Annotated in this window: 31 protein-coding genes, 1 tRNA gene and 1 pseudogene; 21 read left to right on the forward strand and 12 right to left on the reverse strand. The window is 65.2% G+C overall.

The genetic code is table 11. The features are described 5' to 3' along the window. Positions 1–180 precede the first annotated feature (180 nt). Positions 181–993, forward strand: coding sequence for a diacylglycerol/lipid kinase family protein (locus AX672_RS04130; RefSeq protein ID WP_231731149.1), 813 nt, complete (start codon positions 181–183; stop codon positions 991–993). Next, positions 993–1,721 (forward strand): metallophosphoesterase family protein, encoded by a 729-nt coding sequence (locus tag AX672_RS04135; protein WP_066648688.1) that lies wholly within the window; start codon positions 993–995, stop codon positions 1,719–1,721. Before AX672_RS04130 ends, AX672_RS04135 begins: the two co-directional genes overlap by 1 nt. On the opposite strand, the gene AX672_RS04140 is transcribed toward AX672_RS04135, so the two are convergent. The 6 genes from AX672_RS04140 to AX672_RS04165 all read right to left on the reverse strand — a co-directional run bounded on the left by AX672_RS04140 (position 1,718) and on the right by AX672_RS04165 (position 5,739). Beyond that, positions 1,718–2,095, reverse strand: a complete 378-nt coding sequence (locus AX672_RS04140; RefSeq protein WP_066648689.1) for a glyoxalase/bleomycin resistance/extradiol dioxygenase family protein — start codon at positions 2,093–2,095, stop codon at positions 1,718–1,720. The two genes, AX672_RS04135 and AX672_RS04140, sit on opposite strands and share 4 nt — an antisense overlap. Positions 2,096–2,136: 41 nt before the next feature. Next, positions 2,137–2,616 (reverse strand): hypothetical protein, encoded by a 480-nt coding sequence (locus tag AX672_RS04145; RefSeq protein WP_066648691.1) that lies wholly within the window; start codon positions 2,614–2,616, stop codon positions 2,137–2,139. Positions 2,617–2,738: 122 nt separating this feature from the next. Next, positions 2,739–3,284 carry a 30S ribosomal protein S9 gene (gene rpsI / locus AX672_RS04150; protein ID WP_082730365.1) on the reverse strand — a complete coding sequence of 182 codons (546 nt, stop codon included), beginning with the start codon at positions 3,282–3,284 and terminating at the stop codon, positions 2,739–2,741. Next, the gene (rplM, locus tag AX672_RS04155; protein ID WP_082730366.1) at positions 3,284–3,763 is read right to left on the reverse strand and encodes a 50S ribosomal protein L13; all 480 of its coding nucleotides are present in this window, start codon (positions 3,761–3,763) and stop codon (positions 3,284–3,286) included. Before rplM ends, rpsI begins: the two co-directional genes overlap by 1 nt. A 124-nt stretch (positions 3,764–3,887) precedes the next feature. Then, positions 3,888–4,727 carry a hypothetical protein gene (locus AX672_RS04160; protein ID WP_066648696.1) on the reverse strand — a complete coding sequence of 280 codons (840 nt, stop codon included), beginning with the start codon at positions 4,725–4,727 and terminating at the stop codon, positions 3,888–3,890. Further along, on the reverse strand, positions 4,696–5,739 hold the full coding sequence (locus AX672_RS04165) for a COX15/CtaA family protein (protein WP_337137653.1): 1,044 nt from the start codon (positions 5,737–5,739) through the stop codon (positions 4,696–4,698). The genes AX672_RS04160 and AX672_RS04165 overlap by 32 nt, the downstream gene beginning before the upstream one ends. Positions 5,740–5,884: 145 nt before the next feature. Here AX672_RS04165 and AX672_RS04170 point away from each other — a divergent pair, with 145 nt between their 5' ends. Further along, positions 5,885–6,286 (forward strand): MerC domain-containing protein, encoded by a 402-nt coding sequence (locus AX672_RS04170; RefSeq protein WP_082730367.1) that lies wholly within the window; start codon positions 5,885–5,887, stop codon positions 6,284–6,286. Positions 6,287–6,336: 50 nt separating this feature from the next. Continuing rightward, on the forward strand, positions 6,337–6,795 hold the full coding sequence (locus tag AX672_RS04175) for a Fur family transcriptional regulator (RefSeq protein WP_066648702.1): 459 nt from the start codon (positions 6,337–6,339) through the stop codon (positions 6,793–6,795). 45 nt (positions 6,796–6,840) lie between these two features. On the opposite strand, the gene AX672_RS04180 is transcribed toward AX672_RS04175, so the two are convergent. Continuing rightward, on the reverse strand, positions 6,841–7,503 hold the full coding sequence (locus AX672_RS04180; RefSeq protein WP_066648704.1) for an RBBP9/YdeN family alpha/beta hydrolase: 663 nt from the start codon (positions 7,501–7,503) through the stop codon (positions 6,841–6,843). Between the two features lie 148 nt (positions 7,504–7,651). Between AX672_RS04180 and AX672_RS04185 the strand changes: the two genes are divergently transcribed. The 5 genes from AX672_RS04185 to AX672_RS04205 all read left to right on the forward strand — a co-directional run bounded on the left by AX672_RS04185 (position 7,652) and on the right by AX672_RS04205 (position 10,747). Further along, entirely contained in the window at positions 7,652–8,404 is a 753-nt protein-coding gene (locus tag AX672_RS04185; protein ID WP_066648707.1) for a TlyA family RNA methyltransferase, read from the forward strand. Positions 8,405–8,504: 100 nt separating this feature from the next. Then, positions 8,505–9,059, forward strand: coding sequence for a TspO/MBR family protein (locus tag AX672_RS04190; protein WP_202189232.1), 555 nt, complete (start codon positions 8,505–8,507; stop codon positions 9,057–9,059). A gap of 21 nt (positions 9,060–9,080) precedes the next feature. Then, the gene (locus AX672_RS04195; protein ID WP_066648710.1) at positions 9,081–9,332 is read left to right on the forward strand and encodes an accessory factor UbiK family protein; all 252 of its coding nucleotides are present in this window, start codon (positions 9,081–9,083) and stop codon (positions 9,330–9,332) included. Positions 9,333–9,438: 106 nt separating this feature from the next. Next, complete coding sequence (locus AX672_RS04200; RefSeq protein WP_066648713.1) at positions 9,439–9,942, forward strand: YbjN domain-containing protein; 504 nt, start codon at positions 9,439–9,441, stop codon at positions 9,940–9,942. A 13-nt stretch (positions 9,943–9,955) separates the two neighbouring features. Next, positions 9,956–10,747, forward strand: a complete 792-nt coding sequence (locus AX672_RS04205; RefSeq protein WP_082730371.1) for a pyrroline-5-carboxylate reductase family protein — start codon at positions 9,956–9,958, stop codon at positions 10,745–10,747. On the opposite strand, the gene AX672_RS04210 is transcribed toward AX672_RS04205, so the two are convergent. Then, positions 10,744–11,223 (reverse strand): MarR family winged helix-turn-helix transcriptional regulator, encoded by a 480-nt coding sequence (locus AX672_RS04210; RefSeq protein WP_066648716.1) that lies wholly within the window; start codon positions 11,221–11,223, stop codon positions 10,744–10,746. The two genes, AX672_RS04205 and AX672_RS04210, sit on opposite strands and share 4 nt — an antisense overlap. 67 nt (positions 11,224–11,290) lie before the next feature. Here AX672_RS04210 and AX672_RS04215 point away from each other — a divergent pair, with 67 nt between their 5' ends. The 3 genes from AX672_RS04215 (at position 11,291) to AX672_RS04225 (ending at position 13,301) form a co-directional block, all read left to right on the forward strand. Further along, entirely contained in the window at positions 11,291–12,412 is a 1,122-nt protein-coding gene (locus AX672_RS04215) for a branched-chain amino acid aminotransferase (RefSeq protein WP_066648718.1), read from the forward strand. A gap of 64 nt (positions 12,413–12,476) precedes the next feature. Then, a tRNA-Gln gene (locus AX672_RS04220) sits at positions 12,477–12,551 on the forward strand. 48 nt (positions 12,552–12,599) lie between these two features. Then, positions 12,600–13,301 (forward strand): class I SAM-dependent methyltransferase, encoded by a 702-nt coding sequence (locus tag AX672_RS04225; protein WP_066648720.1) that lies wholly within the window; start codon positions 12,600–12,602, stop codon positions 13,299–13,301. Here AX672_RS04225 and AX672_RS04230 read toward each other — a convergent pair. Next, positions 13,298–15,070 (reverse strand): cation:proton antiporter domain-containing protein, encoded by a 1,773-nt coding sequence (locus AX672_RS04230; protein ID WP_066648723.1) that lies wholly within the window; start codon positions 15,068–15,070, stop codon positions 13,298–13,300. The genes AX672_RS04225 and AX672_RS04230 overlap by 4 nt on opposite strands. Positions 15,071–15,220: 150 nt before the next feature. Continuing rightward, entirely contained in the window at positions 15,221–16,444 is a 1,224-nt protein-coding gene (locus AX672_RS04235) for an NADP-dependent isocitrate dehydrogenase (RefSeq protein WP_066648726.1), read from the reverse strand. Positions 16,445–16,621: 177 nt separating this feature from the next. Here AX672_RS04235 and AX672_RS04240 point away from each other — a divergent pair, with 177 nt between their 5' ends. After that, positions 16,622–17,350, forward strand: coding sequence for a phosphatidylserine decarboxylase (locus AX672_RS04240; protein ID WP_066648729.1), 729 nt, complete (start codon positions 16,622–16,624; stop codon positions 17,348–17,350). A 69-nt stretch (positions 17,351–17,419) separates the two neighbouring features. Here AX672_RS04240 and AX672_RS04245 read toward each other — a convergent pair whose 3' ends face one another. Further along, positions 17,420–17,644, reverse strand: a complete 225-nt coding sequence (locus AX672_RS04245) for a hypothetical protein (protein ID WP_168727323.1) — start codon at positions 17,642–17,644, stop codon at positions 17,420–17,422. A 252-nt stretch (positions 17,645–17,896) separates the two neighbouring features. Here AX672_RS04245 and rpsB point away from each other — a divergent pair, with 252 nt between their 5' ends. Both rpsB and tsf read left to right on the forward strand, forming a co-directional pair. Beyond that, positions 17,897–18,736, forward strand: coding sequence for a 30S ribosomal protein S2 (rpsB, locus tag AX672_RS04250; RefSeq protein WP_066648733.1), 840 nt, complete (start codon positions 17,897–17,899; stop codon positions 18,734–18,736). A gap of 89 nt (positions 18,737–18,825) precedes the next feature. Further along, positions 18,826–19,767 (forward strand): translation elongation factor Ts, encoded by a 942-nt coding sequence (gene tsf, locus AX672_RS04255; RefSeq protein WP_066648737.1) that lies wholly within the window; start codon positions 18,826–18,828, stop codon positions 19,765–19,767. A gap of 98 nt (positions 19,768–19,865) precedes the next feature. On the opposite strand, the gene AX672_RS18820 is transcribed toward tsf, so the two are convergent. Beyond that, entirely contained in the window at positions 19,866–20,942 is a 1,077-nt protein-coding gene (locus AX672_RS18820) for a hypothetical protein (RefSeq protein WP_082730368.1), read from the reverse strand. Positions 20,943–21,222: 280 nt separating this feature from the next. On the opposite strand from AX672_RS18820, the pseudogene pyrH reads away from it, so the two are divergent. The 6 genes and pseudogenes from pyrH (at position 21,223) to AX672_RS04295 (ending at position 26,349) form a co-directional block, all read left to right on the forward strand. Beyond that, positions 21,223–21,947: pseudogene (gene pyrH, locus AX672_RS04270) on the forward strand (UMP kinase). 2 nt (positions 21,948–21,949) lie between these two features. Then, positions 21,950–22,507: a ribosome recycling factor gene (gene frr / locus AX672_RS04275; protein ID WP_066648746.1), complete on the forward strand. Its 558-nt coding sequence runs from the start codon at positions 21,950–21,952 to the stop codon at positions 22,505–22,507. Then, positions 22,504–23,262 carry an isoprenyl transferase gene (locus AX672_RS04280; RefSeq protein WP_082730369.1) on the forward strand — a complete coding sequence of 253 codons (759 nt, stop codon included), beginning with the start codon at positions 22,504–22,506 and terminating at the stop codon, positions 23,260–23,262. Before frr ends, AX672_RS04280 begins: the two co-directional genes overlap by 4 nt. Then, on the forward strand, positions 23,259–24,059 hold the full coding sequence (locus AX672_RS04285; protein WP_066648749.1) for a phosphatidate cytidylyltransferase: 801 nt from the start codon (positions 23,259–23,261) through the stop codon (positions 24,057–24,059). The genes AX672_RS04280 and AX672_RS04285 overlap by 4 nt, the downstream gene beginning before the upstream one ends. Beyond that, positions 24,056–25,213: a 1-deoxy-D-xylulose-5-phosphate reductoisomerase gene (locus tag AX672_RS04290; protein WP_066648752.1), complete on the forward strand. Its 1,158-nt coding sequence runs from the start codon at positions 24,056–24,058 to the stop codon at positions 25,211–25,213. Before AX672_RS04285 ends, AX672_RS04290 begins: the two co-directional genes overlap by 4 nt. Next, entirely contained in the window at positions 25,210–26,349 is a 1,140-nt protein-coding gene (locus AX672_RS04295; RefSeq protein ID WP_066648754.1) for a M50 family metallopeptidase, read from the forward strand. The genes AX672_RS04290 and AX672_RS04295 overlap by 4 nt, the downstream gene beginning before the upstream one ends. The last annotated feature ends 43 nt before the right edge of the window (positions 26,350–26,392 follow it).

Consider the following 26,392-nt stretch of genomic DNA (forward strand, 5'->3'; position numbering starts at 1 on the left):
GCCGGCGATCCCGGCGAAAACACTCGCTGATTCGGTCAAGTGTTGCCGCACCGATACACCGATTCGCGCGACAGCAAAATTCACTTCGCATCATCCTGACTACGGGCTTAAGGCCTGATCGGCGCCCACGGACCCAAAACCGGGGTTCGCGCGTTGGGGCGCGCTATGGCAAGATTCTGGTTGATCACGAATTCCGCCTCGGGCTCGACGAGCGACGACCAGCAGGCCGCACTGCTGCAGCGGCTTCAAGAGCGGGGCTTTACCAAGGCCGGGGTGACCAACTTTCCCGATGATCCATTGCCCAGCATCGATGAACTGGATCAGGCCGGGGTCACGCTTGCCGTTCTCTATGCCGGCGACGGCACGATCAATGCGGCGATCCGCACGCTCGATTGCTGGCGCGGTGCCGTGTTGATTCTGCCCGGCGGGACAATGAACCTGCTTGCCCGCACGCTGCATGGGGATGCCGATTTGCTGACCATCATCGATCGCGCGGATGTCTACGCGCCACGCGTCGCCTTGCCTGTCGTCGAGGCCGGGGAGGCGCATGCCTTTGTCGGCTTGCTGCTGGGGCCGGCGGCGAACTGGGCACATGCGCGCGAAGCCGTGCGCGCAGGCCGGATCCGCGCCATGTTCCGCGCCGTCGCGCATGCATGGCGTCGCACTTTTGGGCGCGGTATTCGCGTCATCGGTGCCGATGGGCTGCCGCGCCAGGCACAGGCAGTGTTCGTGCAGGCGGACCGCGACAAGCTGCGCGTCGCCGCGATCGATGCGCGCGACTGGCGAACGATATTGGCGCTCGGCTGGGAATGGATCACGGGCGACTGGATCAATGCAGCGGCGGTGCACGAGGTGCGTGCGCACACGCTGCGTACTGCCGAACGGCGCCCGGTACTCGCGCTGTTCGACGGCGAACCGGTGAAGCTGTCGCCCGACGTCACGATTCGCGCTGGCCGCACCGCGCCGCTGTTCGTGCAGACGCGCGTGGGGTGATGGCGACGCTGTTCCATGTCAGCGACATCCATTTCGGCGCCGAGGATCGCGCCGCGATCGACTGGTTCGTGGCAACGACGCGCGCAGAACAGCCCGATGCAGTGGTGGTGACCGGCGATTTGACGATGCGGGCGCGTCACGCCGAGTTCGCCGTCGCTTCCCGATGGCTCGAAAGCCTGGGGCGGCCGGTAACGGTGGAAGTCGGCAATCACGATTTGCCCTATTTCAATCCGTTCGCGCGCTTCCTTCAGCCCTATGCGCGCTATCGACGGTTCGAACGACTGGTCGAACGCCCGCTGGAGATTGCCGGCGTCGCTATAGTTCCTTTGCGCACCACCGCGCGCTTTCAGTGGCGGCTCGACTGGTCGAAGGGGCATGTCAGTAGCGCCGAACTGGCGGGAACGGTGCAGCAGGCCGAGGCACTGGCACGCGATTGCTTCACTATCGTCGCGGCGCACCACCCGCTGGTCGAGGCCGGGACGCGCGGCACCGCGCACACGCGCGGCGGCGCAGCGGCGCTGGAACGGCTGGCGATGGCGGGGGTTCGCGCGGTGCTATCGGGCCATGTCCATGATCCGTTCGATCGCATCGTCGATCTTGGTGCGCAGCGGATACGGCTGATCGGCGCAGGCACCTTGTCGGCACGGATCCGCAGCACGCCGCCTTCGTTCAACGAACTGCGCGTGGCGGGCTGCGATGTCGACGTGAAGGTACGAACAATGGCTTAGGCAATGGCCTGACCGAACACGATCACATTGCCGTCGGGCGCGCGGATCATCAATTCGCGCTGCCGATAGGGCTGGTCGATTGGCCCCATGACATCGCCCGGCGGCAACATCGCGAGTTGCGGCCCGATCGCCTCATGGATTTTGGCGAGATCGCGCACGTCGACATAATAAGTAAAGCCGCGATGCGGCACGCCGCGCTCATTCGGGTCGCGATTTTCCAGGATGCGGATGCCGGCACCTTCGAGCGCGACATAGGCATAGCCCGGCTGCTGGAATTCGACCGCGAAGCCCAAAATGTCGACGAAGAATTTCAGCGCTGGCTCCAGCTCTGCGACGTGCATGAACGGCGTAATCTGGATGACGTTGTCGGCCATGACCAAACGACTATCATCTGCGTGCGCGATCGCAAGCTGGCTTAGCGGAGCCAGCGGCGCATGGCAGGGTAGCGTGGCTCTCCGGTCAAGGAAGCCTCGTTCTTGTCGGCGGCCATCCCGAACCATTCGAGCATCGGGACGCCGATATAGCGGCCAGCATCGAAATTCTCGACAATCGCGGCCGCGCTGCCGCGATAGCCGTTCGGATGAAACACTACAGCCGGGTCGAGTCCGATCGCGCGCGCGGCGGCGTAGGACCATGCAATCGCGGCCATTTCTTCGCCGGGGTCGGTCGACACGACGGACAGGTCGGGGCGCGTCGCCGGATCGCTGACCGCGATATGCCCGGCTTCGTGGAGCAGGTCGCCGGGATAGGCGAGGCGATCGGGATCATAGACGATGCCGCCATGGCGGACGATAAGTCCCGGCAGAAAACTATCGTCCGGGACCACGCCGACGGTAACTGTAATGCCGACGCCTTCGATGAAGGCGATCATCTGCTCGGTCACGGTTGCGGCCATGCGCGCGATCCTGACCGAGCCGCCGCCAACGAACAAGGGCGGCCCGCTGCTGGACCGCCCTTGCTATCGTTGATATTGAGCAAAGCTCGGCATTGCAGGCGCAATCCCGAACCACCTGACCCTTAGCGCTTCGAGAACTGGAAGCTGCGGCGGGCCTTGGCGCGGCCGTACTTCTTGCGCTCGACGGTGCGGCTGTCGCGGGTCAGGAACCCTGCTGCCTTCACCGGCGCGCGCAGCACCGGCTCATAGCGAGTCAACGCCTGGCTGATGCCATGCTTGACCGCGCCCGCCTGGCCCGACAGGCCACCGCCCTTGACCGTGCAGACGACGTCATACTGGCCTTCGCGCTCGGCAACGCCGAACGGCTGGTTGATGACGAGGCGCAGCGTCGGGCGCGCGAAATAGACTTCCTGATCGCGGCCGTTGATCGTGATCTTGCCCGAACCGGGCTTGATCCAGACGCGCGCGACCGCGTCCTTGCGGCGGCCGGTCGCATAGGCGCGGCCCTGCTTGTCGATGATAGCTTCGCGCAACGGCGCAGGTTCGGGCGCGGGACCCGAGTTGCTGGCGGGCATGACGTCGCCGAGCGTTGCAGCAGCAGGCGCTGCTGCGCGCGGCTGGTTCGCGAGGTCGGCGAGATCGGAAAGCGACTGACGATTATCGGACATTAGTTGCCCACCTTGTTCTTGCGGTTCATGCTCGCGATGTCGAGCACCTGCGGGTTCTGGGCTTCGTGCGGGTGGTTCGGGCCAGCGAAGACGCGCAGGTTGCGCATCTGGTCGCGACCCAGCGGCCCGCGCGGGATCATCCGCTCGACGGCCTTTTCCAGCACGCGTTCGGGGAAGCGGCCTTCGAGCACCTTGCCGGCGCTGATGCCCTTGATCCCGCCGGCATAGCCGGTGTGCTTGTAATAGATCTTGTCCTTCAGCTTCTTGCCGGTGAACCGGATCTTGTCCGCGTTGATGACGATGACATTGTCACCGCAATCGACGTGCGGGGTGAAGCTCGGCTTGTGCTTGCCGCGCAGGACATTGGCGATGATCGTCGCCGCGCGACCGACCACCAGACCATCGGCATCGACGATATGCCACTTCTTTTCCACTTCGTGCGGCTTGGCCGACTTGGTGGTCTTCATCAGCGCCTTCATGGGGCCAGGACCTTCTTCGCGTTAAAACAAATGCGCCGCCCCGGGTGCGGAGCGGCGACTGTGGCAGCCCATTGCTACGCATGGGCGCCAAAGTCAAGCAATCCAGCGCTTTTGCTGACGGGTATTATAGTACCTTGAGTGAAATCGCATTGCTGACGACCGTTTCCGACTGTCGCCGGTCCGCGCCGGTGCCGATCGTCGAGGTCCGGCGGGTGCGCGTTTCGATGATCAACCCGCGCGCCGCGTCGATCCGCTCGTGGCGCGCGATAGCCAGGTGCGCGGTGGGGGCGACATCGCCTTCGGCGACCGAGTCGATCATGAGCGCGGCCTCGCTGATCGTTACGGTTTCTGACCCGGCAAGCGTTGTCACCTTGCCCGTCGGGTCGCGCGTCGGGAGCGTTATCGCGCGCGTGCCGGGCTGGCGGTCAGCGAGCGGGCCGGCGACGAGCGCACTGATCATCGACCCGAGCAGCGCACGCCGCCGCTCGGGTGGCATCGTGCGAAACGGTGCGACCAATGCCTGCAGGTTGCGCGCGCGCTGCGCATCGAGCGCGCTCTTGCCGCGCACCATGCCTTCGATCGCGTCGCAGAATATCGACCAGAGCGCTTCTTCGTCGGCGATCGCGACAACTGCGCCGTTACGATTGAGCTCGAAGCGGATCGGCCGGCCCTTCAGCGCCGCAATTCCGGCGCCGAACATCGCGCCCGCATCGCCCGCCGCATGGCTTTCGCTGACAACCATCACCTCGGCGCGATAGCCGGAAGCAGTGCGGGTAAAGACGATCTCGCGTTCGCTGACATAACGCTGGGTGCCGCTCGGCTCGATCCGCTCCTCGGTCAGCAGCTGGCGCAGCGGCTGCCCCTCGGGGGGCAGGAAACGGGCGTGGACTTCGCTGGCGGCGAGCAGCCAGGGCAGGGCGCCGATGACGGCGCTAGCGCGCGGCGCCACGCCGTCCCAGCGCATGCGCTGCCCAAACCGTCGCGACCAGCAGCAGCGCGGCATTGGCCTGATGGGCAACCGCGATCACGATCCAGACGCCGCTCAGCAAGGTTGCGATGCCGAGTGCGATCTGAAGGATAACCAGCCCAGCGACGAGCATTGCCGCCCGAGGAGCGCCGCTGTGCGAGGCGCGCCAGGCAAGCAGCCCGAGCGCGGCGGCAGCGGCGAACGCCAGCCAGCGGTGAATGAACTGCACCACCACCGGATTGTCGACGGGATTGCGCCAGCTGGGATCGAGCATCGGCGTGCTGCCCGGGAACCAGGCATCGCCCATCAGCGGCCAGCTTGCGAATGCATAGCCCGCATCGAGTCCCGCCGTGAACGCCCCGTAGACGATCTGCGCGAACAGCAGCACAAGTGCGGCAATCGCTACCGGTCGCCACGCTGCCGGTCGAGCGAAGGGCACAAGGTGCAGCGCGCGCAGGTCGAGCGCCGTCCACACGACACCGGCCAGCAGCCCCAGCGCGGTGGTCAGATGTACCGCCAGTCGGACATGGCTGACATCGGTGCGCACCGACTGGCCGGAGGCGACCATCCACCAGCCGATCGCTCCCTGCAGGCCCCCGAGCGCAAGAATCGCCACGAGGCGCCAGCCATAGCCCGCCGGAATGGCGCGCCGCACCGCGAACCACAGCAACGGCAGCGCAAAGGCCATGCCGATCAGCCGGCCGAACAGCCGGTGGGCATATTCCCAGAAGAAAATCCCCTTGAACCCGGCGAGCGTCATGCCGCGGTTGATCTGGGTATATTCCGGGATCTTCTTGTAATTATCGAACTCGGCTTGCCACGCCGCATCGGTCATGGGGGGCAGGGTGCCGCTGATCGGCTTCCACTGGGTGATCGACAGCCCCGATTCGGTCAGCCGGGTAATCCCGCCGATCATGACCATCGCGACGATCATCGCGGCGACGACGAACAGCCAGATCGCCATGGCCCGTGGACGAGTGCGCGAAATCTTGTCGCTTTGCATCAGCATCGCTGCGCCATAGCGGGATGATGGCGACACGTCACCTGTCCGATGGTCGGTGGCCTGCCGCCACCGTGGTGCCGATCCCACGGCGCGCAAAAAATGATCGGCGCGCTCGCGATGATATGTTGTAACTTGTGCGGTGACGTGCCACATGGCGCACATCATGGGTTATGCTGCTTCCCGTCCGCTGCTGCCGATCGCCCCGACCGGGCTCGATCGCTGGGCGATTGGCTTGTCCGGGCTTTGCGCTGTGCATTGCTTTGCCAGCGCGGTTCTGGTCGCGCTGGCGGCTTCGGCGGGCGGTCTGCTGCTCAATCCGCTTGTCCATGAAATCGGTTTGTCGATTGCCATTCTGCTTGGCGCGGTTGCGCTGGGGCGCGGCGTCTTCCGTCACGGCTATGTCACGCCGCTCGCGATTGGATCGTTCGGGCTGGGCGTCATGGCGGGCGCGATCACCTTGCCGCACGACGGCGAGCTCGAGACGATCTGGACGCTGGTCGGCGTGGGCCTGCTGGCGCTCGGACATGATCTGAATCACCGCGCGAGCAACTGACGGCCATCGCGCGGCTTGCTCACGGGGCCGCGCAGGCTTAATTCGAACGCATGGCCGATCATATTCATCACGAACATCACGGCGCCGATCTGGCCAGTGCTGCGCAGGCAACGCTTGAGCGGTCGGGTGAGCAATGGACGGCGATGCGCGCCAGCATCTTCGAGGCACTGTCGAGCTTCGACCGACCGGCATCGGCCTATGACATTGCCGATGCGGTGTCGAAGATGCAGGGACGGCGGGTCGCAGCCAACAGTGTCTACCGCATTCTCGACCTTTTCGTGGTCGCCAATCTTGCCCGTCGAGTCGAAAGCGCGAACGCCTATGTCGCCAACGCGCATCCCGATTGCCTGCACGATTGCATCTTCCTCGTGTGCGACAACTGCGGCCAGACGCTCCATATCGACGACGACAAATTGTCGCGCGGGGTCCGTTCGGCAGCGGTCGCGGCAGGCTTCGCTCCCGAACGTCCGGTGATCGAAGTCCGCGGCAAATGCGCTGATTGCGCCTGAGCCGAAGCTTTCGGGCCGGGCAGCTATGCCGCCCGGCCCGTTTCCTCACCCTTCGCCCAGATAATGGGATTGCGCGGCGTCGGTCGCGTTGATCGCAACCACAGCGCGCTTGCCTGGACGGCGACGGCGCGGGGTGCCGATCGCGATTACACGCTCAAGCATTTCCTGCCCTTCCGCCCACCAGCCGAGTCGGCTGTCGGCATTCAGATGGCCTTGTGCGCCGGCATTGACAAAATGGCTGCCCCAACTGCTCGCCAGCGCTGCCGCCCGGTCGATTTCGATCCACGGATCGTCGCTGCTCGCAACCAGGATCGAAGGAAAGGGCAGCCCTCGCTGTGGCGCCGGGCGGAAGCTGTGTAGTTCGGCGCGCGCGTCGGGCCGGTCGACATCGGGCGGCGCGACCAGCAGCGCACCGACGACGCGCTTGGTGATCGCAGGATCGGCCAGTTCCGCCCACCACGCAACCGCCAGCACGCCCAGGCTGTGTGCGGCAAGTACCGTCGGCTGACCCACCGCGCGGATCGTCTGGTCGAGCTTGCTGACCCAGCCGTTGCGGTGCGGCCCTTGCCACATGCCGAGTTCGACCCGGACCGTGTCGAGGCGAGATTCTTCCCACAACGTCTGCCAATGCGAGGGGCCCGAGCTGCCGAGCCCAGGAACTGTCAGAACGAGGGGGGGACTGCTGTCATCAAAGGGGACTTGTCGCATGTTCCTTCTCCTGTGGCGATCGGTCGCAAGGGGGACGACGACTGAACGCGCAGGAGTGAGGTTATTCCTATTAAATCCATCGGCAATAGGCGTTGCGCCCAATCGAAGACGGCTTGCGGCAAGGCGATCGCGCGCGCAGGAGGGGGGCATGGCGAAGGTCAGGATCGATCAGCTGATCGTCGAGCGCGGGCTCGCCGAAAGCCGTGCACGGGCGCAGGCGCTGGTCATGGCGGGGCTCGTCTTCGTCGCCACCAGGCGCATCGACAAGCCGGGCCAGATGGTTGCCGATGATGCCGCCATCGACGTGCGCGGCCGCGATCATCCCTGGGTGTCACGCGGGGGCGTCAAGCTCGCGCACGGGCTCGACCATTTCGGCTGGGACGTGACGGGCGCGGTCGCGATCGACGTGGGGTCGTCGACCGGCGGCTTCACCGATGTCTTGCTGACGCGCGGCGCCGCGCGCGTCTATGCGGTCGACAGCGGCACCAACCAGCTCGCGTGGAAGCTGCGCGAGGATCCTCGCGTCATCGTCCACGAACAGACTAGCGCGCGGGTGCTGACGGCCGCGCATATTCCCGAGGCCGTCGATCTGATCGTCTGTGATGCAAGCTTCATCGGCCTTGCCAAGGTGCTGGCAGTGCCAATCGGCTTTGCCCGTCCCGGTGCAAGGTTGCTGGCGCTGATCAAGCCGCAGTTCGAGGCCGGGCGCGACGAAGTCGGGCGCGGTGGTGTCGTCCGCGATACGGCAGTGCACGCGCGCGTTTGCGCATCGGTCGCGGCCTGGCTCGAAAGCCTCGACTGGCGCGTCGCAGGCGTAGTGCCGAGCCCGATCACCGGCCCGGAAGGCAATGTGGAATTTCTGATCGCCGCAATTGCGCCCGACCCCGCACTGCAACAATAGGCGATTATCCGGATGCTCGGTCGCCCGGTTCGTGTCATAAGCGTGTCGATTTGGTGGCTCAGGCTCGTCCATCGCCTGAAACGGCCTTTACGGGGGTAATGTGCGCGAAATTGCATCCAAGGGACAGTTGCGACTGGCCTTTTTACGCTGGGCGGTGGTGACTGTGCCATTTGTCCTGCTGCTCGGCTTCCTGTCCGCCCGCAGCGTTTCGGTCGGCTCGGCCAATCGTTGGTATGCAGCGCTTGCCAAGCCCGAGCTGACGCCCCCCGACTGGGCGTTTCCGGTGGCTTGGACCACCCTCTATGCCCTGCAAGGCATTGCGCTTGCCATGATCATTCATGCGCGGGGATCGAGCTGGCGGGTGCAGGCGATTATCGCTTTCCTCGTCCAGCTGGCGATCAACCTTGCCTGGTCGCCGATATTCTTCGGGCTGCACCGCGTGGTGCTGGCCGAAATCGTGATCGGCGCGATGTTCATTGCCGCGCTGGTGACGACGCTGTTGTTCGGGCGGATCCGGGCAGCGGCTGCGGCGCTGATGCTGCCATATCTGGCGTGGATCCTGTTCGCTGGCTATCTCACCTGGCAGATCGACCAGCTCAACCCGCAGGCGGAAACGCTTGCGCCCGGCGCATCGAGCACCCAGATACTCAATTGAAATTTCCGGGACCCGACCAAGATGCAAACTGAAAACCGCCTGTTCGATGATCTTGCCAAGCTGCTCAACGGCGCCGCCGGCACGATTGCCGGCATGGGCCGCGAAGCCGAGGCAAGCGCGAAGGCGCATGCACGCGAATGGATCGGCGGGCTCGATTTCGTCAGCCGCGACGAATTCGAAGCAGTGAAGGCAATGGCCGCCGCCGCTCGCGATGAGGCCGAGGCGCTGCGCGCGCGGCTCGACGCGCTCGAAGCTGCGAACGCGGCCAGCTGAGCGCCTTTTCCACAGCTTTCTGGGGCAAGCCCGCGCGATCGCTCTTGCCGCGCGCGGACGGCCTTGCCACGCCTGCGGTCGAGTGAAGTTAAGGACATGTTGACCGATGCTGAGTGAAGTGGACGACGACCGCGACGACGCCGCGCCGATCGACATGCTCGAAAGCTATTACGCCGCGCATGGCTGGAATTTCGATCGCCAGGATGACGAGATTGTTGCCCAAGTGAAGGGCAGCTGGACCGAATATGAACTGCGCGCGCTGTGGCGCGAAGAGGACAGCGTCCTCCAGTTCCTCGCTTTCCCCGACATCCGCGTTACCGACGAACGCCGCAGCGCCATCTATGAAGCGATTGGGCTGATCAACGAACAGCTGTGGGTCGGCCATTTCGAACTGTGGTCGACGAGCGGCATCCTGCTCTATCGCCACGCGGCGATGATCGACGGCAGCGACGGTGGCACAATGTCGCTTGCCGCTGCCGAACTGGTGATCGAATCGGCGATCGACGAGTGCGAGCGCTTCTACCCCGTGTTCCAGTTCGTGCTGTGGGGCGGCAAGAGCCCAAAGGACGCCCTTGCAGCGGCGCTCACCGAAACTCAGGGCGAAGCATGACGGTCGGCGCGTGATCCGCCGCCTCTGGCTGGTCGGCTGCGGCAACATGGCGGGCGCCATGCTGCGCCAGTGGCTGGCCAGCGGCACGCTGGCAGCGGCGGATGTGGTGGTCGCCAATCGCACCGACCGCGACTTGCCACCGGGGGTGGCGCAGGGGCGCGCCTTTCCCGAAGGGCCGCTGCCCGACGCGGTACTGCTGGCCATGAAGCCGCAGCAGATCGATGAGGTCGCCGCACGGCATGGCGCGGCAATCGCCGGTGTACCGCTCCTGATTTCGATTTTGGCGGGGGTGGAGGAAGCTGCCGTTGCGCGGCGCTTCGGTGCCGGGGCGATCGTGCGGGCGATGCCCAATCTGCCGGTCGGGATCGGCAAGGGCGTAGTGGCGTTGCACAGCGACTCCGCCCCAGCACCGGTTCGGGCGGATGTTGCCGCGCTAATGGCGCCGCTGGGCTTGGTCGAATGGGTCGCGCCCGATTTGTTCGATGCCGTCACCGCGCTGGCGGGGAGTGGGCCGGGGTTCCTCTATCGCTATATCGACGCGATGACGGCTGCGGGGGCGGCGATCGGCATTCCTGCTGATCAGGCGGCACGGCTCGCGCTCGCGACGGTCGAGGGGTCGGCACTGCTGGCGGCTGCGGCCGATGCGCCGCCGGCGGTGCTCGCCGATCGCGTCGCCAGCCCCGGCGGATCGACGCGCAAGGGGCTGGATGTGCTCGATCGCGACGCTGCGCTGGTCCGGCTGCTCACCGAGACGCTCGAAGCCGCCACCGCGCGCAATGCTGAAATGGCGGCGGCGGCGCGTTAGCCGAGCGTCGCCACCAACCTTTTCTGCTCGGGCGACATCAACCCGTCGAGCACGGCCCAGAACCCGCCGACCGCGCCTTGCCCCGCGCTCGCATAGGCGCTCGCCAGCGTGCTGCGCATGCGTTCGAACAAATCGCCTTCCAGCGCTGCGCCCGCGTCGGTGAGCCGCAACAGCCGCTGGCGTCGGTCTTGCACGCCGGGCCGGATCTCGACCAGGGCGCGCTCGCCAAGCTCGGTCAGCACGCGCCCAAGCGATTGCTTGGTCACGCCGAGAAAACCCAGCAATTGCGTCACCGTCAGGTCGGGCTTGCGCGCGATGAAATAGAGCGCCCGGGCGTGCGCGCGCCCCAATCCATGCGCGTCGAGCGTCGCATCGATCGCCCGCAGCAGCGCAGCATGGCCGAAGACCATCAGCTCGATCCCGCGCCGCACTTCGGCTTCGCGCAGAAACAGGGCAGAGGCAGCGGGGGTGGTCATGTTGCCGAGATTGGCGGGTTCGCCTAAGGGGTCAAGCCTTCCGAACAAAATCGCGCTGGTGACCCATATGCTTGACACCCCTTCAGCCGCAGGCGACGCCCCCGGCGCGACCCGTTTTTCGATTGCGCAGCACCCCGCGCCGACGCCTGCCGACGCGCGCGACAGCCTCATCGAGAATCCTGGTTTCGGACGCGTGTTCACCGACCACATGATCACGATCCGCTATAGCGAGGGGCAGGGCTGGCACAGTGCGACGATCGGCCCGCGTCAGCCCTTGTCGTTCGATCCATCGACAGCAGTGCTGCATTATGCGCAGGAAATTTTTGAAGGCATGAAGGCGTACCGCCTCGACGACGGCGGTACCGCGCTGTTCCGGCCCGACGCCAATGCCGCGCGCTTCCGCGCCTCGGCCGAGCGCATGGCGATGGCGCCGCTGCCTGAGGCGATGTTCGTCGATGCGGTAAAGGCGCTGGTCCGTGCCGAACGTGAGTGGATTCCGACCGTGCCGGGCGGTGCGCTCTATCTGCGCCCGTTCATGATCGCGAGCGAAGTGTTCCTCGGCGTGAAGCCGTCCGCCGACTATATTTTCGCCGTGATTGCCTCATCGGTCGGCGCCTATTTCAAGGGCGAGGCACCCGCCGTGTCGCTGTGGGTTTCGACCGATTATACGCGCGCGGCTCCGGGTGGAACGGGCGCGGCGAAATGTGGTGGCAATTACGCGGCCAGCCTGATCGCGCAGGCAGAAGCGACGCGGCGCGGCCACGATCAGGTGCTGTTCCTCGATGCAGTCGAGCGCCGCTGGATCGAGGAACTGGGCGGCATGAACATCTTCTTCGTGTTCGACGATGGCTCGCTGCTGACGCCACCGCTCGGCGGCACGATCCTGCCCGGCATTACGCGCGATTCGCTGATCACGCTGGCGCGCGACCGTGGCCTTGCCGTCCGCGAGGCGCCGTATGCGATCGATCAGGCGCGCGATGATGCGCGCAGTGGCCGACTCGTTGAGGCCTTCGCCTGCGGCACCGCGGCCGTGGTTACCTCGATCGGATCGATGACCTTGGGTGACGATCGCTTCGTGATCGGCAGCGGCGGCCCGGGGCAAGTGACCGGCGCGCTGCGGTCAGCACTCGTCGATGTCCAGCTCGGCCGCGCGCCTGACCCCTATGGCTGGCACGTTCGGCTCGATTGAGCGATGCGGGCGAAGAGGGGGCTTTTCACGCGCGGCAGGCTCGCTTAAGGGCACCGGCTCGCGTTGGGGCGTCGCCAAGCGGTAAGGCAGCGGCTTTTGGTGCCGCCATTCCCAGGTTCGAATCCTGGCGCCCCAGCCACCGCCTTTGTCTGCTGGTCGATTTTCGGCGCGAGGGGCGCATGACGTCATGACAGGATGGGACGCATCGGCCGCTGCCTGGATCGCCGATCAGGCAGGCGGGGGTGACGAGACGCGGCGCTATGTGCTCGACGCGCCGATGCTCGCGGCGGCACATGGCCACGCCCGCGCGCTCGATGTCGGCTGCGGCGAGGGACGCTTCTGCCGGATGCTGCGCGCCAGAGGGATCGGGGCAGTCGGCATCGACCCGACCGAAGGACTGATCGCCGAAGCCCGCCGCCGCGACCCAGCGGGCGATTATCGACTCGGTCGCGCCGAGGCGCTCGACTTCCCCGACGCGGCCTTTGATCTGGTCGTCAGCTATTTGAGCCTGATCGACATTCCCGACGCGACGGCGGCAATCGCCGAGATGGTGCGCGTGCTTGCGCCCGGCGGCACGTTGCTGATCGCTAACCTGTCGAGCTTCGCGACCGCTGGCATGGGCGCCCATGCCGGCTGGACCGACATGCCCGACGGCAGCCGCCGCTTCGTGATCGACGATTATCTGAGCGAACGCGCCGATTGGGCCGAATGGCGCGGCATCCGCATCCACAACTGGCACCGGCCGTTGAGTTTCTACATGCAGGCACTGCTGGGCCACGGGCTGAAGCTGCGCCTATTCGACGAGCCCGATTTCACTGGCCCACCCGAGCGTGCGGCGCATTATGCGCGCGTCCCCTGGGCGATGATGATGGTCTGGCAAAAGGCCTAGGGGCGGCGGGCGGTCGTCCGGGTCAGCCGCGGCGTGCGGTCGATCCCTGCCGCCAGCTTGATCTCCTGCCGCAACTGGTCGCGCTTCTCGTGAATCGACGCGATCACTGGCCCGATCGCAACGCCAAGGTCGGCGAGGACCGCCTCAGCGAGCTGGAGCGAGCTTTCGAGCGTCTCCGGCACCGCATCGGTCGCACCGGCGGCATAAAGCTCGGCGGCGTGATCGACATCGCGGGCGCGCGCGATGATCGCCAGATTGGGCACCCAGCCGCGCACGCGTCGGGTCAGCCGCACCGTCAGCACCGGATCGTCCATCGTCAGGATCAGCGCGTCGGCCTTGCCGAGATTGAGCCGGTCGACCAGTTCGGTCCGGGCGACATCGCCGTAGATGACGGGAAAACCGTCCTTGCGCGCGGCTGTAACTGCGTCGATGTCGGCCTCCACCGCGACGAAGCGTTTTCCATGCGCCTGCAGCATTTCCGCAACCATATGCCCGACGCGACCGAAACCGATGATGACCGTGCCGGGGCCTTCGGTCGGGATCTGCGCTTCGGGCGCATCGCCGCCTTCGCGCCGCTCGATCAGCTTCGCCGACAGCCGCCCGAGCGCCGCGAGCAGCGGCGTGATCGTCAGGCCGATCGCCGTCACCGTCTGCCAGAAACCGGCGGTGCTCGGCAGGATCAGCCCCGCTTGCACCGCGACACCAAGCACGATCAGCGTGGTTTCGGACGGGCTCGCCATCAGCACGCCGGTTTCGGCGGCAACCGGCGTGCGCTGGCCGCGCAGCCGCAGCAGGCCGAACGTCACCAGCGCCTTGATCGCAACCACGCTGGCGACGCCGAGCAGCAGCGCCCCCCAGTTCTGCAGGATTTGCGGCAAGTCGAGTCCCATGCCGACGGTGATCAGGAACACGCCGAGCGCAAGGCCCCGGAACGGTTCGGTGATCACTTCGACTTCGCTGCGGTAATCGGTCTCGGCGATCAGCAACCCGGCGAGCAGCGCGCCGACGATCGGCGACAATCCGACCGAACTGGTCGCAAGGCTGGCAACGATCACCACCAGCAGCGCGGCGGCGAGGAACAGCTCGGGGCTCTTGGTACGCGCGGCCTGCGCGAACAAGCGGGGGAGCAGCACACGTCCGCCGACGAACATCACGGCGACGGTCAGCAGTCCGCCGCCGAACAGCGACATGATCGCCCAGCCATCGCCGCCCGACTGGCCGGGCGCGAGCGCGGCCAGCGCGAACAGCAGCGGGACTAGCGCGAGGTCTTCGAACAATAGCATCGCGAACGCGGCGCGGCCGACGGGGCTGTGCGCGCCGACGATCGGCACCACCAGCGCCGTCGACGACAGCGCAAGCGCAAGGCCAAGCGCAATCGCGCCGGGCCACGGCTGGCCGATCAGGTGTATCGCCAGCGCGATCATCAACCCCGATCCGATCAGTTCGGCGGCTCCCACGCCGAACACATCGGCGCGCATGCTCCACAGCCGCTTGAACGACAGCTCGAGCCCGATCGAGAACAACAGCAACACGATGCCGAACTCGGCGAACGGCTCGATCGCCTCGCGGTCGGAGATCGTGAAATTGTAAAGCCACGGATAGTGCGCGACCAGCCGGCCAAGCCCCGACGGGCCTACCAGCGCACCGACCAGGATAAAGCCGATGACAGGGCTCACCTTGGCGCGCGCGAACGCCGGAATGACGATCCCTGCCGCGCCAAGAATGACAAGCGCGTCGGAAAAGCCCGTGTTATTCAATTCCAGCGCCATGGCTTTGCCTAACGCACGGCGCACGACTTGTCAGCCGAAAGGGCGGCGAAACCGTCCATCCCTCGACGCTCGCTCTGTTCCAAGAGCTTGGCCTGCTCGATGCGGTGCTGCGCCGCGTCGCCGATTGCCGAGCGACGCGGCGCGGCGGGATCAGCCGGCAGTCGCGCCCATCGCCGCTTCGAGATTGACGCGCACCTGCTCGAAGAACTGCTCGGTCGTCATCCACGCCTGTTCGGGGCCGATCAGCAACGCGAGATCCTTGGTCATATGGCCGTTTTCGACCGTTTCGACGCAGACCCGCTCGAGCGTCTCGGCGAACGCCGTCACGTCGGGCGTGCCGTCGAACTTGCCGCGATATTTGAGCCCGCCGGTCCAGGCGAAGATCGACGCGATCGGGTTGGTCGAGGTCGCCTTGCCCTGCTGGTGCTGGCGATAGTGGCGCGTCACGGTGCCGTGCGCGGCTTCGGCTTCGACTGTCTTACCGTCGGGCGTCAGCAGCACCGAAGTCATCAGCCCGAGCGAGCCGAAGCCCTGTGCGACCTGGTCCGACTGGACGTCGCCGTCATAATTCTTGCAGGCCCAGACGAATTCACCGTGCCATTTGAGCGCGCTGGCGACCATGTCGTCGATCAGGCGATGCTCATAGACGATGCCCGCTTCCTTGAACTTGTCCTTGAATTCGCTCTCGAAAACTTCGGCGAAGATGTCCTTGAATCGGCCATCATAGGCTTTGAGGATCGTGTTCTTGGTCGACAGATACACCGGCCAGCCGAGGTTGAGGCCATAATGCATCGACGCGCGCGCGAAATCGCGGATCGAATCGTCGAGGTTGTACATCGCCAGCGCGACGCCTGCCGACGGGTACTGGAACACTTCCTCATCGATGACCGTGCCGTCGTCGCCCTCGAACACCATCCGCAGCTTGCCGGGGCCGGGAACGCGGAAATCGGTCGCGCGATATTGGTCGCCAAAGGCATGGCGGCCGACGACGATCGGCTTGGTCCAGCCGGGGATCAACCGCGGCACGTTCGAAATCACGATCGGCTCGCGGAACACCACGCCGCCCAGGATGTTGCGGATCGTGCCGTTCGGCGACTTCCACATCTTCTTGAGGCCGAATTCCTCGACGCGCGCCTCGTCGGGGGTGATCGTCGCGCACTTCACGCCGACGCCATATTTCTGGATCGCGCGCGCCGATTCGACCGTCACCCGGTCGTCGGTCGCGTCGCGGTGCTCGATGCCGAGGTCGTAATAATCGAGATCGATGTCGAGATAGGGCAGAATCAGGCGCTCACGGATCCATTGCCAGATGATCCGCGTCATCTCGTCGCCGTCGATTTCCACGACCGGCGTCTTCACCTTGATCTTCGCCATCAATTGCTCGCTCTGTCCTGTGGGGAGGGATATGCCCATGCGTCTAGGATGAAGGCGCGTGGCGATCAACTGCCTGACTTGCGCGCGCGCACCCGCATTGGTGCGGCGCGCGTTGATGTCGGTATCGCGGCGGGCTTGGGCGTTGAATATCGGGAGCTGGGCGGCTAGGCTCGGCAGATGGGATCGCTCGACCAGCCGCCGTCGGGGGCGACAAGCACGAGTTGGCGCCTTCCGGATATTCATCCCGAAGGCCGCAAATATGTGCTGATCGCGGCAACCGCTGCTTTTCTGTCGTTCTTCCTCTGGGATTTCCTCACCTGGCCGCTGATCGGGCTCACGATCTGGGTGGCAGCGTTTTTTCGCGATCCCGTGCGCGTTACGCCGCAGGGAGCGGATCTGATCGTGGCGCCGGCCGATGGTCTGATCACGATGATCGAGCGGGTGCCGGTGCCACTAGAAATGGCAGGCGAGGCAGCATTGGGCGCCGCCGCACTGGTCCGTGTCTCGATCTACATGAGCGTGTTTGATGTTCACATCAACCGCACGCCGATCGCCGGGACGATCCGCCATGTCATTTACCTGTCGGGCAAGTTCCTCAATGCCGAATTCGACAAGGCCAGCGAGGAAAACGAACGCCAGCATATCGTGATCGAGGCGCGCGACGGGCGCCGGATCGGCTTTACGCAGATCGCCGGTCTCGTTTCGCGGCGCATCGTCGCCTTCGTCAAGCCGGGTGACATTGTCGCCAGCGGCCAGCGCGTCGGGTTGATCCGTTTCGGCAGCCGGGTCGATCTTTATCTCCCGGACGACATCACATGCCAGGTTGTCGTCGGCCAGCGCGCCGTGGCGGGTGAGACGATCATCGGCCGCGCCGGTGGCCCGAACGCGCTCGGCATCGCGCAATAGCCTTCCCGCGCTTTACCGCCGACGCATCGCAATTGTTGAGCCCGAGCATGTGGGCTCAGGCGAATGCCATTATGCCGCCAGCGCCATTGCCCGATGCCGCTCGACTGGGCGCCCACGATTGGCGATGACCGATCCCGCGCGGATACTGCGGGGGGCGATCGGCTGGAGCTGCGCATCGTCGCTGGCAAGCAATGCGGCCATGCGGGGCAGGGCGGGCCACAGCGTCAATGCCACTACATGCAGGACCACGCCCAGCGCCGCGGTGAACAGGATCATGCCAACCAATGCCATCATCGCCCAACCTTCCATCTGGCGAAACCTGTCCCCCGCGACCAGTATCAAGGACTTAGTCGCGAATCGGTTCCATGTTTCAAATTTGAACCCTTAATGTTCTATCTATGTACCAATGTCAAGCCTTGATTCATCAGCGCAGCTAAGCTAAGCGCCGCGCCTCAATCCCGCATGGGAAGCGCACATACCGGTGTCGGCGGGCCTTGGCCCAATGATGACTGCTTCCCAGAGGACCAACCGGAAAGGAACCTACCTATGGCGGCACCTGTCGTCACGATGCAGCAATTGCTTGAGACCGGCGCGCATTTCGGTCACCAGACCCACCGCTGGAACCCGAAGATGAAGCCGTATATTTTCGGCGATCGCAACGGCGTCCACATCCTCGATCTGTCGCAGACGGTGCCGCTGTTCGCGCGCGCACTGGAATTCGTCGCTGCCTCGACCGCGAGCGGCGGCAAGGTGCTGTTCGTCGGCACCAAGCGCCAGGCGCAGGAAGCCGTCGCCGATGCGGCGCGGCGTTCGGGCCAGCATTTCGTCAATCACCGCTGGCTGGGCGGCATGCTCACCAACTGGAAGACGATCTCGGGTTCGATCAAGCGGCTGAAGACGCTTGAGGAGCAGCTTGCGGGCGACACCGCCGGCCTGACCAAGAAGGAAGTGCTCCAGCTGACGCGCGAGCGCGACAAGCTCGAACTGTCGCTCGGCGGCATCCGCGACATGGGCGGCATCCCCGACGTGATGTTCGTGATCGACGCCAACAAGGAAGAACTGGCGATCAAGGAAGCCAATACGCTGGGCATCCCGGTCGTTGCGATCCTCGATTCGAACGTCTCGCCCGATGGCATCGCTTTCCCGGTGCCGGCAAATGACGACGCGAGCCGGGCAATCCGCCTTTATTGCGAGGCGGTCGCCATTGCCGCCACGCGCGGCGGGCAGGAACGCCAGGCGAGCTTCGGCAATGACATCGGCGCGATGGACGAGCCGTTGCCCGAGGTTGCGCTCGAAGTGCCGACCCCTGCTGCCGACCCTGAGCACGCCGCTGCCGCGACCGATGCCGAAACCGCGCTTGAGGGCGAGCGCCAGCTCGACGCCTGAGGCTGTCGCCGAACTGAAATATGGGCGGGGTAGGGCGCAGGCCTTGCCCCGTCCGCATCCATATCCGACGCATAAAAGGAACTGATACCATGGCCGAGATCACAGCCGCTGCCGTCAAGGATCTGCGCGAAAAGAGCGGCGCGGGCATGATGGACTGCAAGAAGGCACTCACCGAAGCGAATGGCGACATGGACGCAGCGATGGACTGGCTGCGCGCCAAGGGCCTTGCTGCGGCAGCCAAGAAGTCGAGCCGGACCGCCGCCGAGGGGCTGGTCGGCGTCGAAGTCGCGGGCACGCGTGGCGCCGCCATCGAAATCAATTCCGAAACCGATTTCGTCGCCAAGAACGAGCAGTTCCAGACGTTCGTGCGCGATGTGACCTCGGTCGTGCTTGAGCTCGGCGACGACCTCGATACGATCAAGGCCGCCCCGCTCGGCGACAAGACCGTCGATGAAGTGCTGACCAACAACATCGCGACGATCGGCGAAAATCAGGCGATCCGGCGCGCCAAGCGGCTTGAAGTCGGTGCAGGCGCGGTGATTTCCTATGTCCACAATCAGCAGGCGCCCGGCCTCGGCAAGATCGGCGTGCTCGTCGCGCTCGAAAGCGAAGCCGACCACGACACGCTCGCCGGCCTCGGCAAGCAGATCGCGATGCACATTGCCGCGGCCTTCCCGCTCGCGCTGACCGCCGACGGCATCGATCCGGCCATCATTGCCCGTGAAGCCGCGATCGCGCGCGAAAAGAACGCCGACAAGATTGCCGGCAAGTCCGAAGAGATTGCCGCCAAGATCATCAATGGTCCGGTCGACAAGTTCCGTCGCGAAAATGCGCTGCTGACGCAGGCTTTTGTCATCAACGACAAGCTGTCGATCCAGGAAGTCATCGATCAGGCTGCCAAGGCCGCCGGCAAGCCGATCGTGCTGAAGGACTATGTCCGCTTCCAGCTTGGCGAAGGCATCGAGAAGGAAGTCAGCGACTTCGCCGCCGAAGTCGCTGCCGCTTCAGGCGTGCCGCAGCCGACGGCGTGACTCGATCCGCAGTTGACACGTTAGCAGTCCGTTGAAAAGCCGCCCCTGCGACGATGCAGGGGCGGCTTTTTCTTTTCTCTGCTGCCGATCTACTGTCGTTATTGCTGGGCGCCACCAATAACACCGAAGCCCAAAAACTCCGGTCCACGAAAATTGTTGTCGAGCTTTGTATGCGCCCCAAATGCGATCGCGATTTCCCGCCCGCGCGGCCCGAAGAACATGCCTGCAAAACCGAAGCGATTGGTCGTCACCAATGATCCCTGCAGCGTCGAGCTCGTCCATTGCCCGGTGAAGCTCTTGTCGAGATCGACGCGCCGGCCGTTAGCATCGGCGACTGATTGGTTGGCGATCAGGGTTGCCGATCCGCTGACCGTGCCGAAATTGCTGGTTGTACCCGTCAACCTTGAGGTGCCGATGATTGTCAGAGAGACAGTGACCACATTGGTGCCGGGGTTGACGTTGACGGTGGCAGTCGATGCGCCGAGATCATATTCATCGAATGGATTTGTCGGCGCTACCCCCAGCTGCGCGGCGCCGTAGACTTTAGTACCGTAGCTCGGCGTGCCGTCGAATGTGTCGGCTTTTAAGGTCGGCACGCCGGTTGCGCCCCACATGAGCAGGGCGTTGTTACCAAGCGTATAAGCAAAGCCTGTGCGCCGAAACGGGCGGACATATGCCAGTCGACTGGCGCCTATGAGCGGTTGATAAAGCGTGAAGATGTAACGATCATAGTCGGATCGCAAACCACTTGCGATTGGCGGCGTCCGGTAGGTCGTGAAATCGGCGTTGCTCTGAAAGATGTCGGCTGGCGTGTAGGTTGCATTGCTTGTCGACCAAGATTGAGCGCCCGGTCGATACGTGTAACCGAAAAAGCTTGTCCATGGGTCATAAGTGGCTTGGCGCGTTTCCACGTTGTAGACATCGAGTGAATAAAAGAGTGTGTCGATGCTCGTCTGGTCGACCGGGACGTAGCTGAGCGTCGGCGTCGGCGTCGGTGCTGGCGTCGGTGTTGGCGCTGGAGTCGGTCCGGGCGTGGGAGCCGGTGTCGGCGCTGGCGTGGGCGTAGGGCTCGGGCTGACGGAGACCGGCGGCGTCGATGTGGTGCTCGGCGGGTTGCATCCCGCCACCAGCATTGCGGACGCCATGGCCGTCGTCTTCAGCAATCGCTTGCGCATGTCCGATTCCCCTCAATCGAAGCTAGGCACGAGCTTGGCGCAAGCCTTGTCACGGCGCTAACGATAAGCCGCGTTGCGACAGTTTTTTGCCATCATGTTCGGCCCTTGCGGCCAGCGATCGCCCTGATCTCAAACTGCCGCGCGCGGTGACCGGCGGCACGGCGCCGTCCGAAAAAGCGCCGCCGGTGATGTCATCCGCCCTTCCCTTCGCGAAAGGGCGCGCATAAGGTCCGCGCCACTTTCCTGCCCCGAGCGCCCAGTTGGACCCCAAGACCGGCCGATGACGATCCCCCATTTCAAACGCATCCTGCTCAAACTGTCGGGCGAAGTCCTGATGGGATCGGGCCAGTTCGGCATTGACCCTGCGACCGTCGACCGTGTCGCTGGCGAGGTTGCGGCCGCCAAGGCTGCGGGGCATGAGCTGTGCCTCGTCGTCGGCGGCGGCAACATCTTTCGCGGGATTGCCGGTGCCGCCAAGGGCTTCGACCGGACCAGCGCCGACTATATGGGGATGCTGGCGACCGTGATGAACGCGATCGCGGTGCAGAATGCGCTTGAGAAGATCGGCGTCGAGACGCGGGTGCAATCGGCGATCCCGATGGCGAGCGTTTGCGAACCCTATATCCGTCGGCGCGCGATCCGGCACATGGAAAAGGGCCGGATCGCGCGCCGACGGATATAGGCAATCCCTTCTTCACGACCGACACTGCCGCTGCCCTGCGCGCTGCCGAAATGGGCTGCGACGCGCTGTTCAAGGGCACCAGCGTCGACGGCGTCTATGATGCCGACCCCAAGAAGGTCGAAGGCGCGCACCGCTATGAAGCGCTCAGCTTCGGTCGCGTGCTCGCCGATAATCTGAAGGTGATGGACGCTGCCGCCGTGGCGTTGTGCCGTGAAAACAATATTCCGATCGTCGTGTTCAACATCCGCCAGGAAGGCAATCTTGCCTCGGTCCTGCGCGGTGACGGGCAATCGACGATCGTCCACAACGAACCGGAGGACTGAACATGGCCGCTTATGACAAGGCCGATCTGGAGCGCCGCATGCACGGCGCGGTCGAAGCGCTGAAGGGCGACCTGACCGGCCTGCGCACGGGCCGCGCTAGCGTGTCGCTGCTCGACCCGGTGACGGTCGAACTTTATGGATCGCACATGCCGCTCAATCAGGTGGCGACCGTGTCGGCGCCCGAATCGCGGCTGCTGTCGGTGCAGGTCTGGGACAAGTCGGCGGTTGGCCCCGCCGACAAGGCAATCCGGTCGGCGGGCCTTGGCCTCAATCCGATCGTCGACGGGCAGACGCTGCGCATCCCCATTCCCGATCTGACCGAAGAGCGCCGCAAGGAGCTGGCGAAGCTTGCCGGTCAATATGCCGAGAAGGCGCGCATCGCGGTGCGCAACGTTCGCCGCGACGGCATGGAAAGCCTGAAGACCGACGAAAAGAAGGGCGTTTATTCCGAAGACGAGCGCAAGCGCCACGAGACCGAGGTGCAGAAGCTGACCGACGCGACGATTGCCGAAATCGACGCAGCGACGGCTGCCAAGGAAAAGGAAATCCTCGGCAAGTGAGCGCGGCCTCGGCCCCGGCGCAAGGGACGGACGGCGCCACGGCTGCTAGTGGCGGGGGCAAGCTGCCGCGCCACGTCGCGATCATCATGGATGGCAATGGCCGCTGGGCCAAGCAGCGCTTCCTGCCACGCATCGCCGGTCACAAGGCGGGCGTTGAGGCCGTGCGCCGCATCACGCGCCATGCCCGGGCGCTGGGGATCGAAGCGCTGACACTCTACGCCTTCTCGTCCGAGAACTGGCGCCGCCCGGCCGAGGAAATCGGCGACCTGATGGGGCTTCTCAAGCATTTCATCCGCGCTGACCTCGACGAAATGGTGCGCGACAATGTCCGCTTGCGCGTGATCGGGGATTACCGCCGTTTTTCGAGCGATGTCGTGGCGCTGGTGGATAATGCGCTCGCGCGGACGGCGGATAATGATGGCCCGCTGCTGGTGATTGCCCTCAACTATGGTTCGCATGCCGAGCTGGTACGCGCGGCGCGCACGCTGGCCGAGCGGGTTGCGGCGGGCGCGCTGCCGGCCGACGCAATCGACGCCGACGCGATCGAGGCGCTGCTCGAGACGCACGATCTGCCGCCGCTCGACTTGCTGATCCGCACGTCGGGCGAATATCGGCTGTCCAATTTCCTGTTATGGCAGGCGGCCTATGCCGAACTGCTGTTCGTCGACACGCTCTGGCCCGATTTCGATGAAGCCGCCTTTGCCGCTGCCGTCGCGCAGTTCGGGGAGCGGCAACGGCGCTTCGGCGGGCTGTGACTGACGCGCCGCGCGCCCGGCAAGCCGAACTTGCCACACGCGTGGTGGCGGGCGCGGCGATGATTGCGGTTGCGCTGGGCGGGCTGTGGCTGGGCGGCGCGGCCTTCTGGATCCTGTGCACGGCGCTGGCGCTCGGCGTGTTGCGCGAATGGGCGCTGCTGCTTGGCGCGCGCGAGGTCGATCGGCGGCTGATGCTCTTTGCGATGGTGGTGCCGCTTGCGATCATGTCGCCTTGGGCGGCGGGACCGAGTTTTCGCGCGCTGGGCTTTGTGCTTGGAGCCGCACTGTTCATCCTGGGCGTGTCGCGCGAGCCGGCGCGCGCGGCGGGTCTGCTTTACGCCGGGCTGCCGGTGCTGGCGCTGCTCCTCATTCGCGACGAACCGCGCGGGCTGTTGTTCGGATTCTGGACATTGGCGCTGGTGTGGGCGTGCGACATGGGCGCGTTTTTCGCGGGACGCTGGCTCGGCGGGCCGCGGCTTGCGCCTGCGATCAGCCCGAACAAGACCTGGGCCGGGCTGATCGGCGGGGTTGCGGCGGCCGGAGTGTTGGCGGCGGCGCTCCATGCTGGATATGGCTTGCCGTGGCGGCTAACGCTTGCAACACCGGCGCTGGCGATAGCATCGCAAGGTGGAGATTTGTTCGAAAGCTGGCTCAAGCGCCGGGCAGGCGTGAAAGATAGCGGTACATTGCTGCCGGGGCATGGCGGTCTGCTCGACCGGCTCGACGGGCTGGTGCCCGTGGCGCCGCTGGCCGCCCTGCTGGTGATGCTGCCGCATGTTCGGGGATGGATGTTATGAAGACAGTGACGATCCTGGGGGCAACCGGATCGATTGGCGGGTCAACGCTCGATCTGATCGAGCGCGAGCCCGAGAAATATGACGTGTTCGCGCTGACTGCCAATTGTGACGTGGCCAAGCTGGCCGCTGCTGCGATCCGCACCAACGCCAAGCGCGCGGTCGTTGCCGACGAAGGCTGCTATACCGATCTCAAGGCGGCGTTGGCGGGCACGGGGATCGAGATTGCCGCCGGCGCGCGCGCGGTGTGCGAAACAGCGGCGATGGGCGCCGACTGGACGATGGCGGCGATCGTCGGCTGCGCGGGGCTTGAGCCGGTGATGGCGGCAATCGAGCAGGGCGGCACGGTGGTGCTCGCCAACAAGGAGCCGCTGGTGTCGGCAGGTGACGTCATCCTCGCTGCCGCGGCGCGGACCGGCGCGATCCTGCTGCCCGCGGATTCCGAGCACAACGCCATTTACCAGTGTTTCGATTTCGCGCGGCCCGATGCGGTGCGGCGGATCATCCTGACCGCGAGCGGCGGCCCGTTCCGCTGCAAGACGACGGAGGAGATGCGCGCGATGACGCCGGCGCAGGCCGTCGCGCACCCCAACTGGACGATGGGCGCGAAAATTTCCGTCGATTCGGCGACACTGATGAACAAGGGGCTCGAATTGATCGAGGCCGCGCGGCTGTTCCCGGTCGATAACGACCGGATCGAGGTGATCTGCCACCCGCAATCGATCATCCATTCGATGGTCGAATATGTCGACGGGTCGATCCTCGCCCAGCTCGGGCCGAGCGACATGCGCGTGCCGATCGCTTATTGCCTCGCTTGGCCCGATCGCATGGCAACGCCGATGGCGCCGCTCGATCTGGTCGCGATCGGAAGGCTCGATTTCGAAGCGCCTGATCTCGATCGCTTCCCGGCGCTCCGGCTGGCGCGCGAGGCACTCGATGCGGGTGGTGCGCGCCCAGCGATCCTCAATGCCGCCAACGAAATCGCGGTTGCCGCCTTTCTCGAAGGGCGCATCGGCTTTCTTGAAATTGCCGCAATCGTCGCCGATACGCTGGCTGGCTATGACCCGGCGCCGCCGGAAACGCTTGAGGCCGTGCTGGCGGTCGATGCCGAAGCGCGGCGGCTGGCGGGCGAGCGTGTAAAGGATTGCGTGGTTTGATCCAGTCGCCTGGCTTCTTGCAGACTCTGCTTGCGTTCGCGCTCGTCATCGGGCCGCTCGTGTTCCTGCACGAGCTTGGCCATTATCTGGCCGGCCGGTTGTTCGGGGTGAAAGCCGAAGAATTCTCGATCGGCTTCGGGCGCGAGCTGTTCGGCATCACCGACAAGCGCGGTACCCGCTGGAAGTTCAGCCTGCTGCCGCTGGGCGGTTTCGTGAAATTCGCGGGCGACATGGACCCGTCGAGCCGCAGCGACCCCAACTGGCTGCTGCTGCCCGCTGAAGAACGCGCGAAGACCTTCCAGGCCAAGCCGTTGTGGCAGCGCGCGATCATCGTCGCAGCGGGGCCGTTCACCAATTTCCTGATCGCGCTGGTGATCCTCGCGGGCTTTGCGATCGCGTTCGGCGAGCTGCGCACTTCGGCAGTCGTTGGCCAGATCGAGCCGGGCAGCCCGGCGCAGGTAGCCGGGCTCGCACCGGGCGACCGGATTACTGGGCTGGGTGGCCGGCCGGTCGACTCGTTCCAGGATATGGTGCGCTTCGTCCAGATCCGTGCGGGCGAGCGGGTGACGATCGATTATGAACGCGGCGGGCAGGCGCAGTCGACCGTCGCCGTCATTGCCACGCGGGTCGAAAAGGATCGCTTCGGCAATATCGTCAAACTTGGCCGGCTCGGCATTGCGACTGATCCGCGCGGCGCGCATTTCGAACCGGTCAGCCCGCTCGCGGCGCCCGGTGTCGCGTTGCGCAAGATCGGCGATATCGTTGGCATGATGGGCGAGGTCGTCGGCCAGATCGTGATGGGCAAGCGGCCCGTGAGCGAGCTGGGCGGACCGTTACAAATTGCCAAGGTTTCAGGTGAGCAGTTCGCGCTCGGTGCGTCGTCGTTCGTCTTCTTCATTGCGCTCGTGTCGCTCAATCTGGCGGTAGTGAACCTGCTGCCCGTGCCGGTGCTCGACGGCGGGCATCTGCTGTTTTACGCCATCGAGGCAGTGCGACGCCGACCGGTCGATTCACAAGTGATGGAATGGGCATTTCGCGGCGGGCTGGCCGCGGTGCTCGCGCTAATGCTGATGGTGACGATCAATGATCTCGGCTCATTTGGGCTGTGGAGCAAGCTGGCCGGGTTGATCGGCTGACGCGCTTCGGGCAGGGCGTGGCAGCCGGACGGGGCTGACGATA

Source organism: Sphingomonas sp. CCH10-B3, assembly GCF_001556185.1.
Taxonomy (GTDB): Bacteria; Pseudomonadota; Alphaproteobacteria; order Sphingomonadales; family Sphingomonadaceae; genus Sphingomonas; species Sphingomonas aquatica.